Source organism: Bradyrhizobium sp. BLXBL-03 (assembly GCF_051853015.1).
GTDB lineage: Bacteria > Pseudomonadota > Alphaproteobacteria > Rhizobiales > Xanthobacteraceae > Bradyrhizobium > Bradyrhizobium manausense.
In genome coordinates, this window is sequence record NZ_CP182470.1 from 4,058,544 (window position 1) to 4,071,658 (window position 13,115).

15 protein-coding genes and 1 tRNA gene are annotated in these 13,115 nt (G+C 63.0%); 9 read left to right on the plus strand and 7 right to left on the minus strand.

Annotated elements, in window-relative coordinates; genetic code table 11:
* The first annotated feature begins 71 nt into the window (after nt 1-71).
* The 3 genes from ACNJX9_RS19525 (at nt 72) to ACNJX9_RS19535 (ending at nt 1,203) form a co-directional block, all read left to right on the plus strand.
* On the plus strand, nt 72-413 hold the full coding sequence (locus tag ACNJX9_RS19525; RefSeq protein ID WP_018456841.1) for an integration host factor subunit alpha: 342 nt from the start codon (nt 72-74) through the stop codon (nt 411-413).
* Nucleotides 414-438: 25 nt separating this feature from the next.
* The gene (locus ACNJX9_RS19530; protein ID WP_271600485.1) at nt 439-1,017 is read left to right on the plus strand and encodes a MerR family transcriptional regulator; all 579 of its coding nucleotides are present in this window, start codon (nt 439-441) and stop codon (nt 1,015-1,017) included.
* Nucleotides 1,018-1,125: 108 nt separating this feature from the next.
* Nucleotides 1,126-1,203: transfer RNA gene (locus ACNJX9_RS19535), tRNA-Pro, on the plus strand.
* A gap of 92 nt (nt 1,204-1,295) precedes the next feature.
* Here the strand turns inward: ACNJX9_RS19535 and ACNJX9_RS19540 are convergent.
* Both ACNJX9_RS19540 and ACNJX9_RS19545 read right to left on the minus strand, forming a co-directional pair.
* Nucleotides 1,296-1,538 carry a hypothetical protein gene (locus ACNJX9_RS19540; RefSeq protein ID WP_245317306.1) on the minus strand — a complete coding sequence of 81 codons (243 nt, stop codon included), beginning with the start codon at nt 1,536-1,538 and terminating at the stop codon, nt 1,296-1,298.
* 171 nt (nt 1,539-1,709) lie between these two features.
* Complete coding sequence (locus ACNJX9_RS19545; RefSeq protein ID WP_439409928.1) at nt 1,710-2,387, minus strand: TetR/AcrR family transcriptional regulator; 678 nt, start codon at nt 2,385-2,387, stop codon at nt 1,710-1,712.
* 73 nt (nt 2,388-2,460) lie between these two features.
* Between ACNJX9_RS19545 and ACNJX9_RS19550 the strand changes: the two genes are divergently transcribed.
* Nucleotides 2,461-3,435: an alpha/beta hydrolase fold domain-containing protein gene (locus ACNJX9_RS19550; RefSeq protein WP_439409929.1), complete on the plus strand. Its 975-nt coding sequence runs from the start codon at nt 2,461-2,463 to the stop codon at nt 3,433-3,435.
* 125 nt (nt 3,436-3,560) lie between these two features.
* Here the strand turns inward: ACNJX9_RS19550 and ACNJX9_RS19555 are convergent, their stop codons facing one another.
* Nucleotides 3,561-3,800, minus strand: a complete 240-nt coding sequence (locus ACNJX9_RS19555) for a hypothetical protein (RefSeq protein ID WP_057756768.1) — start codon at nt 3,798-3,800, stop codon at nt 3,561-3,563.
* Between the two features lie 322 nt (nt 3,801-4,122).
* Between ACNJX9_RS19555 and ACNJX9_RS19560 the strand changes: the two genes are divergently transcribed.
* The 3 genes from ACNJX9_RS19560 to ACNJX9_RS19570 all read left to right on the plus strand — a co-directional run bounded on the left by ACNJX9_RS19560 (nt 4,123) and on the right by ACNJX9_RS19570 (nt 7,546).
* The gene (locus ACNJX9_RS19560) at nt 4,123-5,031 is read left to right on the plus strand and encodes a dihydrodipicolinate synthase family protein (RefSeq protein WP_439409930.1); all 909 of its coding nucleotides are present in this window, start codon (nt 4,123-4,125) and stop codon (nt 5,029-5,031) included.
* Between the two features lie 138 nt (nt 5,032-5,169).
* Nucleotides 5,170-6,141 (plus strand): SDR family NAD(P)-dependent oxidoreductase, encoded by a 972-nt coding sequence (locus ACNJX9_RS19565; RefSeq protein ID WP_057756342.1) that lies wholly within the window; start codon nt 5,170-5,172, stop codon nt 6,139-6,141.
* Nucleotides 6,142-6,430: 289 nt separating this feature from the next.
* Nucleotides 6,431-7,546, plus strand: coding sequence for an alpha/beta hydrolase family protein (locus tag ACNJX9_RS19570; protein ID WP_439409931.1), 1,116 nt, complete (start codon nt 6,431-6,433; stop codon nt 7,544-7,546).
* Between the two features lie 22 nt (nt 7,547-7,568).
* Here ACNJX9_RS19570 and ACNJX9_RS19575 read toward each other — a convergent pair whose 3' ends face one another.
* Nucleotides 7,569-8,075 (minus strand): MarR family winged helix-turn-helix transcriptional regulator, encoded by a 507-nt coding sequence (locus ACNJX9_RS19575; RefSeq protein WP_057756336.1) that lies wholly within the window; start codon nt 8,073-8,075, stop codon nt 7,569-7,571.
* 411 nt (nt 8,076-8,486) lie between these two features.
* Here ACNJX9_RS19575 and ACNJX9_RS19580 point away from each other — a divergent pair, with 411 nt between their 5' ends.
* Nucleotides 8,487-9,971: a porin gene (locus ACNJX9_RS19580; RefSeq protein WP_439409932.1), complete on the plus strand. Its 1,485-nt coding sequence runs from the start codon at nt 8,487-8,489 to the stop codon at nt 9,969-9,971.
* Between the two features lie 281 nt (nt 9,972-10,252).
* On the opposite strand, the gene ACNJX9_RS19585 is transcribed toward ACNJX9_RS19580, so the two are convergent.
* The 3 genes from ACNJX9_RS19585 to ACNJX9_RS19595 all read right to left on the minus strand — a co-directional run bounded on the left by ACNJX9_RS19585 (nt 10,253) and on the right by ACNJX9_RS19595 (nt 12,143).
* Nucleotides 10,253-10,729 (minus strand): GcrA family cell cycle regulator, encoded by a 477-nt coding sequence (locus tag ACNJX9_RS19585; protein ID WP_057756330.1) that lies wholly within the window; start codon nt 10,727-10,729, stop codon nt 10,253-10,255.
* Nucleotides 10,730-10,804: 75 nt separating this feature from the next.
* A complete protein-coding gene (locus ACNJX9_RS19590; RefSeq protein ID WP_007603456.1) occupies nt 10,805-11,002 on the minus strand; it encodes a hypothetical protein in 198 nt (65 codons plus the stop codon).
* Nucleotides 11,003-11,201: 199 nt separating this feature from the next.
* The gene (locus tag ACNJX9_RS19595; protein WP_439409933.1) at nt 11,202-12,143 is read right to left on the minus strand and encodes an acetamidase/formamidase family protein; all 942 of its coding nucleotides are present in this window, start codon (nt 12,141-12,143) and stop codon (nt 11,202-11,204) included.
* Between the two features lie 191 nt (nt 12,144-12,334).
* Between ACNJX9_RS19595 and ACNJX9_RS19600 the strand changes: the two genes are divergently transcribed.
* Nucleotides 12,335-13,102, plus strand: coding sequence for a YdcF family protein (locus tag ACNJX9_RS19600; protein ID WP_057756324.1), 768 nt, complete (start codon nt 12,335-12,337; stop codon nt 13,100-13,102).
* The last annotated feature ends 13 nt before the right edge of the window (nt 13,103-13,115 follow it).

The window sequence follows — 13,115 nt, forward strand, 5'->3', positions numbered from 1 at the left end:
CGGTGTTGACCGGCGTATCGTAAGCTCATAATTTCAGACAACAATTGTTCGCCGTGATGTGGGGCAGGGCGATGACCGATCAAAGCAAAACCGTAACGCGTGTGGATCTCTGCGAGGCCGTCTACCAGAAGGTGGGCCTGTCGCGGACGGAATCGTCTGCCTTCGTGGAACTCGTGCTGAAGGAGATCACCGATTGCCTTGAAAAGGGCGAGACGGTGAAGCTGTCCTCGTTCGGCTCCTTCATGGTCCGCAAGAAGGGCCAGCGTATCGGCCGTAATCCGAAGACCGGCACCGAGGTGCCGATCTCGCCGCGGCGGGTGATGGTGTTCAAGCCGTCGGCGATCCTGAAGCAGCGGATCAACGCCCAGCACCGCACCAATGGCGATGCCAGCAAGGCTCAACCCGAGGCGTAACCGCCCAACGGATAAGGATTGGCATTTGGACAAGGCGCCGGATGCGTTCCGAACCATCAGCGAAGTAGCGCAGGAACTCGATATTCCGCAGCACGTGCTGCGGTTCTGGGAGACCCGCTTCTCCCAGATCAAGCCGATGAAGCGCAGCGGCGGCCGCCGCTATTATCGCCCAGACGATGTCGACCTGCTCAAGGGCATCCGCCGCCTGCTTTACGGCGAGGGCTACACCATTCGCGGGGTGCAGCGGATCCTGAAGGAGCACGGTGTCAAATCGGTGCAGGGCCTGGCCGACGGCGCAGCCGCGGTTTCGTTCGGCGCGATCGAGGACGCCATCGGCGCCAGCCTGATGGAGCCGGACGAGGAGCCGCCCATCAAGGGCATCACCGATGCCGATGATGACGACTATCAGGGGGACGAGGAGGAGGGCATCGACTTCCGCTTCACCGAGGTCGACGACGAGGAAATCCTCACCACCTTCCGCAAGGGCGGCACGCCCGCCGCGCCGGCGGGGCCCAGCGCGCTGGACCGGGAACGGCTGGGTCGGGTGCTCGCCGACCTCGTGGCCTGCCGGGACATGCTGGATCAGGCGCTGAAGGACGGCTGACAGGCTTTTCCTCGGCTTTGTGGGCAGTTCCGGGGCTTTGGGCGACGACACCAAAATGCTGCGGCTCGCCTTGCGCATCGCGCCGATCCTAGCTAATGGAACGACGTTCGGAGCGTGGCGCAGCCCGGTTAGCGCACTAGTCTGGGAGACTAGGGGTCGGAGGTTCAAATCCTCTCGCTCCGACCATTTTCTTCAGAGAAGGACCAAATGCTTGCGCGATCGCGGGATCGGCAAGCGATCTGCTGTGCTCCGAACAATCCGACGTCAGCGGTTGGTCATCAGCATCGGTTGCGCGGACACGGCTGGTCCGCGGGAGGCTTGCCACGAGCCCAGGTCGGAACGGCGAACGCGAGTTGATATTGTCCCATCGTATCCACGATGGAAGCTTGCGCACTCTCCAGGCGCTTGGTCAGCCCACCGACGTTCAGGTCCAGCGCTGCGTCGACGGCCAAAAGCGACATCGAGACGCCCGCAACCGTCGCCGCGATGGCGATCGCCTTCCATTCTGGTGACTTAATCATCTGACTTCATCAGGTAATTACCCTTCGCGCGGGATTCAATCCCTTGCGTGGCATGCGCACGGGTTCTTGAATCGCGACAGTTCGGTAACGGGGTGCGGCGTGCCGTCCCGGTCGCCCGCGAATCGATCGCGGCCTCGGTTCGATGACGTCCCGGCGCCGGGGCAGATCTAGCTAGGCGGGCGGCCGCAGATATCCCACCACCATCCGCGTCGTCTCATCCACCAGCGCCCGCACGATCCGGTCCGGCAGCGTCTCGGCCTGGTTCAGCACCGTGTTGTGCGCGACGGCTTCGATGGTGCTGACGCAGATGAAGGTCGCGATATCGAGGTCGATCCTGCGCATCTCCTTGCGGTGGCTGTCGAGATAGGCGCGCATGAGGGTGTGGACCTCGCGGTTGAAGGCCTCGACGTCAAGCTTGCCCGCGCGCGGGATCTGCTCGGCGAGCACGCGATGCAGTTTGGGGTTGATGCGGTGCGCTTCGATCGCAACGGTGACGAGGCGGCGCACGGCTTTCTCGATCGGCATATCGGCAACCTCGATGAGCGCTGCACGGACGATCGCCATGATCTCCTCGTTGTGACGATCGATCACGGCGGCGACGAGCGCCTCCTTGCTCGGGAAATATTGATAGAGCGAGCCGATGCTGACGCCGGCGATTTCGGCGATGCGGTTGGTGCTGGTCTTCTCGAAACCGTCCTTGACCAGAATGCGAGCGGTCGCCTCGACCAGCGCGTCGACCGTGGCGCGGGATCGCTGCTGCGAAGCGCTTTTTCGGGGTTTCGTCGGCGGCTTGCGGCCCACGGCCTTGTGATCTGAATGCGAGTAGGAAAAGCGAGTGAATGCTCGCATTATATTGCCGAGGGGCGGCGGGTCAGCAAGCCTCTTTGTCGCCGCCTCGGACGAGCCAGATGAGGATGTGGCCATGAGCGTTGCCAGGATCGTGTCGGCCTTGCAGTTTTGCCCGGTGGGTTGCGGGTTCAGTCCGCCGGCCGGCCGCGATCCCGCGCCGAGCCTGCAGAGCCGGCTGTTCAACCTGCTGCTGCGGCAGCTTCCCTACAAGCAGCAGCTCGCCTCCGCGGAGGCCGTGCAGGCCCATGTGCAGAAGCTCGCGCTGGAGCCTGCATCGTTCGAGCCGACGGGCTTGGGGCGCGGCGTCGATGCGATGCTGACCAAGATGGGCGGATGGCCGGTCTATTATACCGCGCCGTCGTCGGGACATGAGGGCTGCAATTTCGTCATGTTCCTGCATGGCGGCGGCTACATCAACGAGATCGTGCCGGCGCATTGGCGCTTTGTCGGCCAGATGACACGCGAGGCGGACGTCGTCTGCGTCGTACCGATTTATCCGCTGGCGCCGCGCGCCACTGCGAAGGATGTCGTGCCTGCAACCGCCGAGCTGTTGCGGATGCTGCTGGAGGATGCGGGGGAGGCAAAGGTCACGGTGGTGGGCAATTCGGCCGGGGCGGGTCTTGCGCTTGCAGCGTGCCAATGGTTGCGCGACCGCGGCCATCGCCAGCCGAACCGGCTGATGCTGATCTCGCCGGCCGCCGACGCCTCGCTCGGCCGCCCCGAGCAAGCGGAGATCGCCGTGCGCGATCCGATCCAGGATATTCCTGGCATGATCGAGGCCGCGCGGCTCTATGCCGGCGAGCTCGATGTCGGCCATCCCTTCGTCAGCCCGCTCAATGGCGCGTTCCGCGCGCTGGCGCCGATGACGATCTTTTCGGGCACGCGCGATCTGCTCTACCCCGACAGTGTCGACCTCGCGGTACGAGCACGGGCAGCTGGTGTGCCGGTCGAGTTGCATCTGTGGCGTGACCAGCCGCACAATTACGCGCTGATGCCGACGCCGGAGGGCCGGCGGGCGCGTGCGCTGATTTTGGGGGCGGTGGCTTAAGGAAAGAGCGTGACCGATGTCACGCTGCGCGCGGCCTCGCGTGAGACCTTGCGTTGGTGGTGCCCGCACGGAGGGACAATGCGGCTCCGCGGGCGTCTCCTCGATATCAGCGGTTTTGCGGGGCCTTAGGCGCGGCCCTTGATCTCGTAGTGACCCGGCACGCATTTGTAGCGCTCAAGGCGCCAATTTGCGCGATAGATCGGATGCTCGTCCATCCATTTTGCAAGCGGGGCCTGCGCACCGACCGCACATGCCATCATCGACATGTCGGGCGTCATGTTGCTGTCGGTCACGATTTCCTCGACACAGCTGCCCGAGGCAGCAGCGCCAAGCCGGCAGAGCACGGCAACGACAGTTATGAACATTCCAGTCACCTCATCGGCAGTTTCGACCACGAGGAGGATGCAAGCCGAGTGCCACAGCCTGTGTCGGAAACGACACGCTGGCTGGGCCTGCTCGCCCCAATGCCCCATTTGACGATTCGGATTGTAAAAAATTTGTCCCTTAATCGAAGCCGGACAAATACGGGGAACTCCCAGGAAATAAGAGAGCAATGAGCGAATGGAGGGGCTGCGCCGCGCCTTCAGCGCTTCACAAGACCGGCCCAGCCGATACGCTTCGAGGCGTGCGGAATATCCGTCAAAAGAGCGGGACCGGCACATGACAATGGAAACGCGAGGGCAGACCATGAGGGTACGACCGACCGGCGTAATCCCGCCGATGACGACACCGTTCCGGAAAGACGGCGAGATCGACTACAAGCTCGTGGCGCCTCAGGTCGACTGGATGATCGGCGCCGGCGCGCATGGCGTCGCGGCCGGTGGCTCGACCGGTGAGGGGCACACGCTTGATCATGAGGAATATCGCGACCTGATCGAAGCGACGGTCGAGGCGGTGAAAGGACGCATTCCCGTCATCGCCGGCATCATCGTGGATTCCACGCGCGATGCGATCCGCCGCGGCCAGCTGGTGCGCGACATGGATGTCGCAGCGCTCCAGGTCACGCCGGTGCACTACCTGTTCAAGCCGGATGACGAGGCGATGGTGGCGCATTTTCGCGCCATGGCCGAAGAAACCGGCATGCCCATCATCATCTACAATGTGGTGCCATGGTCATACCTGTCGCCGGCGCTGCTGACGCGGATCATGGCCGAAGTGCCGCTGGTGGTCGGCGTCAAGCAGAGCGCGGGCGATCTCAAGCTATTTGCGGACCTCATGATGATGGCGCCGGACAAGCTGATCTATAGCGCGGTCGATGCCCTGATGTATCCGTCCTATACGCTCGGCGCCCACGGCTCGATCGCCGCGATTCTGACCGCCGCGCCGCATGCCTCGGTGGCGCTGTGGGATGCAGTGAAGGCGGGTGACCATGGGCGCGCGCTCGATCTGCACAAGAAGCTGCTGACACTGTGGAACGCTGTTATTGCCGACAATCTGCCGGCCTGCACGCGCTACGCACAAACGCTGCAGGGCCTGCCCAGGACCTATCCGCGCGCGCCAATGCCGGAGGCTTCACCCGCGCAGCAGGCGGTGATCCGCAAGGCGCTGGAGGCGCTCGGCGCCTTGAGCGGGGCGCGGGGCGAAGCGGCCGAATAGTTCGCGCGCCGAAATAACCAAAACGATTGCAGCGCCCATCCGCTTTTACCTGCTGATGCGGCGCTGCTACATTTTGCGCGCGTCGCAAGCGCGGCGCGGCAATGACGAAGAAACAGAGCGGGGAGGGCCGAAAGTCCCATGAAGGAATTTGCTGGAAAGATCGCCGTCATCACCGGTGGCGGCACGGGCATGGGGCGGGAGCTCGCGCGGCAGCTCGTGGCCGAAGGCTGCAACGTCGCGATGTGCGACGTCTCGGAAGCTGCGATGGCCGAGACCAAGCGGCTTTGCGAGGTTGAGAAGCTGCCGCAGGGCCTGCGCGTAACCACCCATGTCGCCGACGTCTCGATCGAGGATCATCTGAAGCGTTTTCGCGCTGAACTTGCCGAGCAGCAGAAGACGGACAAGATCCATCTCTTGTTCAACAATGCCGGTATCGGCGGCGGCGGCAGCCTGTTCACCAACACGCGCGAGCAGTGGGAGCGCACCTTCAACATCTGCTGGGGCGGCGTCTATCTCGGCGTCCGCACCTTCCTGCCGATGCTGGTTGCGGCGGACGAAGCCCACATCGTCAATACCGCCAGCGTCAACGGCTTCTGGGCCTCGATCGGCATGGGCCAGGCGCACACCGCCTACAGCTCGGCGAAATTTGCCGTGAAGGGATTCACCGAAGCGCTGATCACCGATCTCCGCCTGCATGCCCCGCACGTCAAATGCTCGGTGGTGATGCCCGGTCATATCGGCACCTCGATCGTCTCCAATTCCCGCAAGGTGCAGAGCGGCGACGGCTCGGAGCGGCTCAATGCCGACGAGGTCGCGCTGACCCGTAAGCGCATGGTCGCGGCCGGCGTGCCAGATGCTGACAAAATGTCGGACGAGGACATCCAGGCGGCGTTCGCCGAGCGCGCCCGCAGCTTCCTCGAGGATGCACCGACGACCGCTGCACAGGCCGCCAAGATAATCCTGGACGGCGTGAAGGCAGAGCGGTGGCGTATTCTTGTGGGAGATGACGCAAAGCGTCTCGACGAACGTGTCCGCGCGACGCCAGAGCAGGCCTATGACCGCGCCTTCTACGAAAGCTTTACCCAGGAGGTCGGCTGGCGGCTTGGCTGACTCTCCTTGGCTGCCTCGCTTGGCTGAGGCTGCCAATAACGGCATGCCTAGTTAGGGATGATCATCGTCATCGCAAGGGGCGCGCGATACATTTTACTCAGGTATTTGCCGGCGCCCCTTGCTCATCCTGACGACGTCATGGCGAGACCGAAAGTCACGCATGCAAGGATATTCCCCCGTTCAAGCGATGGTGATCTTGAATAGGTCTCATTCGGCGCAGCGCTGCTTGGTCGGGGAACCAAAATAGTTTAGTGAATCAGGAGTAATGCCACGACAGAGCGTCGCTCCGATGATACCCGCATGCCTCTCCGACGACTTCATCCTCTGCCCGGAGAGAGAAGATATCTCCGCTGAGTTCACCCGGTTGCTGACCGCGGCACAAGAGGGTGGCGCCACCATCGCCGAATGCCTGATGATCGCACGGCGGCTCAAGCACGGCGACGAACAGTCCTGGCATCGCGAGTGGAAGAAGCTGGCCCAGGCCAACAGGCATCGTGCCGAGGCGGCCTTCGCCGAAGGCCACAGGGTCACCGCGCAACGCAATTGGCTGCGCGCGATGAATTATTACGGTGCAGCCGCGATGCCGCTCGATCCCGCCGACGAGCGCCGCTGGGTCGCGGTGCTCGCGATGCAGGAATGCGCCCGTCGTTTCCTCGCGGCGCGCGGGCCCGCCGGCGAGGTCGTGACAATCCCCTGGGGCGAAGCGCATTCATTGCAGGGCTATTTCCTGCCCGCGCCCGCGGCGAACGGCCGCGCTCCGACCGTGATTTGCATCGGTGAGCCCGGGCATCGCAAGGAGGAATTCCTGGTCAAGCTTGCGCCGCATGCACGCGAGCGCGGATTTGCGATGCTGGCGCTCGATCTGCTCGGTGTCGAGCGCGACGATTACGTGGACGTGCTGCTGCAGCGTCGGGACATCGAGAGCTCGATCGCCAGCGCTATGGATTATTTGGAGCTGCGCAGCGATGTCGATTTCGATCGCGTTGCGATCGTGGCCGACGGGTGGGGCTCGTCGTTCGTCGCGCGCGCGGTGTTGCAGGAGCCGCGATTTGCCGCGGCCGTCTGCGATGGCGGTCTGTGGGATCTGCACGAGCGGTCGTTCTTTGCCAGCCGTTTTGCCATGACGGACCTCAGCATCGTTCCGGTGCCGCATGCGCCGCTGATGGCGTCAAGCGCCGAGTGCCCGGTGCTGATCACGCTGGGCGAGGACGGCTGGCTCGAGGCCGACCGAGCGCAGCAGATCGTGCAGAAATCCCGCCTCGGTAGCTCGGACATCGTGCTGAAGGTGTTCACCGCAGCGGAGACCGGCGCGGCACAGGCACATGCCGACAATCCGAGCCTTGCCAACGAATACATCTTCGACTGGCTCGAATCCCAGCTCGGGGCCGCCGCGAAGCGGATCTGAGCGGCGTTCAGGCCGAGCGGCCTTAGAAGTCCAGGGAGATCCTGACGCAGGCTTTCTCGAGCCGGCTCTTCAACGTCGCGAGCTTGGCGGTGAATTCCGTCAGCTCGTTCTCGTCGAATTCCTGGAAGACGAATTCGCGAATCGTCTTGTACTGCTCGTTGAGGCTCGCGATGTGTTTCTGCGTTTTCTCGACCAGCGACAGCCGCACCACGCGGGCATCCGTTGGCGAGGGGCGGCGGCGCAGCAGGCCCTTTTTCTCGAGAAGCTTGGACTGGGTGGTGACGAAGGACGGGTCGACGTGAAGCAGCTTGGAGACTACGTTGATGGGCACGCCGTCGTTCTTGTCGAGGTCGGAAATCGCCATCAGGATCAGCCATTGCGGTCCGCTGATGCCGAGCGTCCTGGCCCAGAACTGACGCAGCTCCTCCAGGTACATGTTGATCGAGGATATCTCCCAGGTGAATCGCCTGATGATATCGAAATTGCCGGCGGAGCGGAGGCGCGCCCCTTCTTTCCTCGTCGCTGACACCGCGTCTCTCCCGCAAGCTGATTCATTCTCGCCAGTCTTCGCGGTGGGCATAGTCCACGCAAGTCTGCCCTGACGCAAGTGCAGAGCAGGGTAATTGTGTCACGGAAACTACAAATATGAGCCGGTCAGCATTTTGGCCCCGGGGGCGGTGTTGCGCCGCAGACACAGGGTTAGTGAAACAACAAAGCTGATCTAATAAACTATTTTGATTAACGGAACGGCGCAGGCATATTGATCCGTGACGGTGGGGGGTTCTCGATCGTCCCGTTGCAGGTGGTTCGTTCACGTTCCTCGCGTCTTTCGCGGGTACGTCCGAAAGCGCGAAGCGGCCGAGCGGATTTGATGAAGAGACGGGGATCTGGGGGGCCATCCGGTCCGATCTCCGTAAAATGAGCAACTTGGAGGTTTTAAATGAAAGTGGTGAAGAGCCTTTTGCTCGGCACTGCGGCGGGTCTGATCGCCGTCGGTGGAGCTCAGGCGGCTGATCTTCCGGTCAAGGCCAAGGCGGTCGAATACGTGAAGATCTGCTCGCTGTACGGTGCGGGTTTCTACTACATGCCGGGCACCGACACCTGCATCAAGTTCGGCGGTTACGTCCGCGCTGACGCTGTTCTCGGCGGTGGTGGCGACTATGACTTCAACAAGAGCACCAGCTCTGCGAACGGCGGGTCGAACAACCGTCTGACCAACTACTATCTCGCCCGCGCTCGTATGGACCTCAACGTCGATACGCGCACCGCGACCGAATACGGCGTCGTGCGAACCTATGCCGACATGGTCTTTACCTATAGTTCGTCCGACGTCACCGGCAGCAACCCGTCGGCGATCTCGTCCAGCTCGGCTGCGCTCGGTCTCTACCACGCGTTCATCCAGTTTGCCGGCTTCACCTTCGGTCGCACCGTCTCGATCTTCGATGCCCCGTGGCAGAGCTATGTGGCGGGCGGTCCCGACACCCTTCCGGGCGGCTCCAACCACGTCAACGGCATCAACCAGGTTGCCTATACGGCTGATTTCGGCCAGGGCATCACCGGTTCGATCGCGTTGGAGGAAGAGACGACCGCGTCGAACGGCCAGTCGAATCTCTGGAACGTCTCGTCGGGCACGGCCGCCCAGTTCGTGACCGGCGTCTATGGCGCCAACGATTGGGGTGGAACACGTTCACCCGACATCACCGGTGCGGTCCGTGTCGACCAAGCCTGGGGTCTGGCCCAGATTTCGGTCGCGGCGCATGACATGCATGCGGCCTATTACGGCGCGACGGAAACCAGCGGTCATCCCAGCGACAAGTGGGGCTGGGCTGTGCAGGGCTCGTTGTCGATCAAGAACATCCCGACCGGTGCGGGTGACGTGATCAACCTGCAGGCCGTCTATACGGACGGTGCGACCCGCTACAACTTCCAGAGCCTGTTCCCGCAAGCCTTCTTCATGTTCGGCGGCAGCAGCTCGGCCTATCAGAGCATCGGCTTCGCCGGTCTTGCTGACGGCGTCTTCGGAACCGGTACCGGCATCGATACGGTCAAGACCTGGGGCGTCCGCGGTGGTTATACCCACAACTGGAGCCCGAATTGGGCGAGCGCCATCTATGGTGGTTATGGTTCGCTGAGCTACGGCTCGACGGGCAAGTCCATGATCTGCGCCAACTTCGCTACGATCGCCGTGGCCGGTTCGACCTGTAACCCCGACTTCAACTTCGGCGTCGTCGGTGTCAACACCGTGTGGACTCCGGTCAAGAACCTGGCGTTCACGGCTGACCTGAGCTGGTCGCGTCTGGACCAGAAGTACTCTGGTTTCGTCAACGCGCCGGCGATTGCCAGCGCCGCCAAGCCGGCCGCTGTGTACGAGCTGAAGGACCAGGACTCGTTCACCATGATGCTGCGCGCCCAGCGCAACTTCTGATCATCGATCGCGTCAATCGATTGGAGAGCCTCGGCGGGCGACCGCCGGGGCTTTTTTATTGGTCAGGCTGATTCCAAAAATCAGAAATCTCCTGCGGCCGGCGAAGACGAGCTATGCGTTTCAAAGGTCGCCAATCTTATTTACTTACCTGAGTTACTAAGCTATATACCTGTCAGCCGATTTCGAAAGTCACGGCTCTTAGCTTCACGCTAAGCCTCCAGAAACCTCCGGTAGTGCCCTGCCGGAGGTTTTTTGTTGTGGGGGAGAGGCTAGAACTCGCCTCAGCCGCGCATGACGCGTGCGCGGGAGTTGGGCCGGTAGGCGAGGCGGCTGTGGCCGATGCAATAAGGCTGGCCCTCGTGCGCGGCGTTGCCGCAGAAGCAGAAATCCTCCGCGCCGGGCGTCGAGATCGGCCAGCGGCAGCTATTCGCATCGAGCTCCATCAATGAGCAACGGTTGGCGTCGTCGATCGGCCCGGTCACCCCTGCCGTGTCTGCTTCGCCGTAGATCGTGGCGAGCATTTCAAATTGCAGGCGAGGCACCGCTTTGCGCGGGCGCGGGACGGGCGTTCGGTCCTGCGGCCTGCGCTCGTCGAGCGTGCGGCCGCGCGTGAGATTGAGGCGCGACAGCTTGCCGATCACGGCGTTGCGGCTGACGCCGATGTCGGCCGCGATCTCGCGGCAGGACAGGCCGGCCTCGAAGTGTTGCTTCAGCAGTTCAATTCGTTCAACGGTCCAGGTCGGAGAGAGCACAGGCATTTGTAACGGTCCCAGGTTGCGACATCCGGCCATCAGCAGCCCGAGATCCGTCCGCTTTTCACGCTCGTCGCGCGTTCACGTCCTGCCATTGTCGCGGATCGACAAAAGCCCGTCCTTGATGGCGAGACGGATGCCCTCCTCGATCAATGTCCGTGCGACGCCGGGAACGCTGGTGCCGTGGGTGCCCTGTCTCACCAGTTTTTCCAGATAGGTGATGGTCGAGAGCGCCAAGGTTACGGGAATGCGGTCAGTCTCGGCTTTTTCGGTGGCCATGGCCCGAACGCTAGCCTCTTACCCAGGTACATAAAAGTAACGATTAAGACTCTATTTAGGTTCGGGGGTGGAAGTCAAATCCTGGCTTTATCGGTGGCGCAGCGTATTGGAATCGCTCAGAAAAATTGGCGCGCGCCGACGCGCCGCGCGGGATTGCCGGGCAGCGCGTGGTGTCAGCAGGCAGGAGGTTTGGCCGGGCTCAGCCGTGCACGATCGCTTTTTCGATCATGCAATGGATGCCCTTGGAGCCGTTGACGGTCTGAGTCACCCGCAGATCGGCTGCGAGGCTGCACAGCGTATAGGCGTCCTCGCGCGAGAGGTTTCGCGTTTCGCCGAGCAGCGCGATCATGTCGCGCAGCGCGCGGACCGCGCATAGGTCGAGGTCGGGGTCCATCGCCATGGTGATGTAGTGGGTCGGCGTCTCCGCGCGCGGATAGGTGAACCGCAAATCCTTGCGCAGCGTCAGCCGGAAACGGCCCGAGAGCGCGGTCTCGATCGCGGTGACGCAGACCTCGCCGTCGCCCTGCACGCCATGGCCGTCGCCGCAGGAGAACATCGCGCCCGGGACGAACACCGGCAGATAGAGCGTCGCGCCGGCGCCGAGTTCCTTGTTGTCGAGGTTGCCGCCCATGGCGCGCGGGACGAGCGAGGAGATGCGGCCCCAGCTGGCGGGCGGCGAAACGCCCATCACGCCGAAAAACGGCTTCAGGGGCAGGTCGAGGCCCCAGGGCATACGGCCGACCATCCGCGCCCGGTCCAGCGGGATGTTGAGAAGTCGGGTCTCGTGGAAATCGTCGGGCAGGGTGCCGGCGAGCGGCTTGATCAGATTCCAGCCCCAATCCTGCCGAAGCCGGACGTCGAGGATATCGATCTGGAGGACGTCGCCGGGTTCGGCACCGCCGACGGCGATCGGCCCGGTGAGAATGTGACCTGGCACCATCCGATCGGATTTCGCATGCACCTCGGCCATCTCAGGCGGAACGTGAAACCGGCTGCGCTCCGGGATCACTTCGGGCCCGCCGCTGATGGTGTCGACCGTGACCTCGTCGCCGCTTGCGACAGTGAGGACTGGCTTGAGGCTGGCTTCGAAGAAGCCCCAATGGCAGGTTTCGGCGCTCGCATGCAGGTGGTGATGGGTCATTTGCGGGGTCCAGTCGTTTTCATTCGAGAGCACTTGAGAACTTGCAATGGCCGGGCTTGACCCGGCAATCGATCCTCTTCCAAGAAGATTTCTGAAGACAAGCGGGCGGGTCAAGCCCGCGTGGCACAGCTACGATCATTTCAGCGGGGTTTCTTCTGTTCTTCGTTCTTTCCAAGACGCTTGGTGCCGCGGTGCTGCCGCTCAATCTTCTGGTCGAGCTCGGGATCATCGCGGTCGTGCTGATGGCAACGCGCTTTGCCCGGTTCGGCCGCAAGCTGGCCGTGGCCACGCTGGTCCTGCTCGCGCTCGCGGCATTTTCGCCGCTCGGCAATCTCCTGCTCTATCCGCTGGAATCGCGTTTTCCGCCGTGGAATCCGTCGCGCGGCGCGCCCGACGGCATCATCGTGCTGGGCGGCTCCGTCGATACCGATCTGTCGGCGGCGCATCGCACTCCGGTGGTCGCGCATGCGGCCGATCGCTTGTTGGCGCCGGCCGAGCTCGCACGCCGTTATCCGAAGGCGCGTATCGTCTTCACGGGAGGCTCGGCGAACCTGGTCTCGACCGACGCCAGAGAGGCCGACTATTCGGTGCCGATCCTCGAGGGCATCGGCATTCCGAAAGAGCGCCTGGTCGTGGAGCGGAACTCGCGCAACACTTACGAGAACGCGATCTTCACGAAGCGCCTGGTGCAGCCGAAGCCAGGCGAGCGTTGGCTGCTGATCACTTCGGCTTTTCACATGCCGCGTTCGATGGGCATTTTCCGCAAGGCCGGATTTGACGTCGAGGCCTATCCCGTTGACTGGCGGATGGGCGGGCCCGACGATTTGTTTTCTTTCACCAATATCAGCGCGGACGGTCTCGGCCGCACCGATGTGGCGGTGCGCGAATGGATCGGCCTTCTGGCCTACCGCCTCATGGGCCGGACCAGCGAGTTGCTTCCGGGACCTGCGAAGGACTAGAACAGAGCGCAGA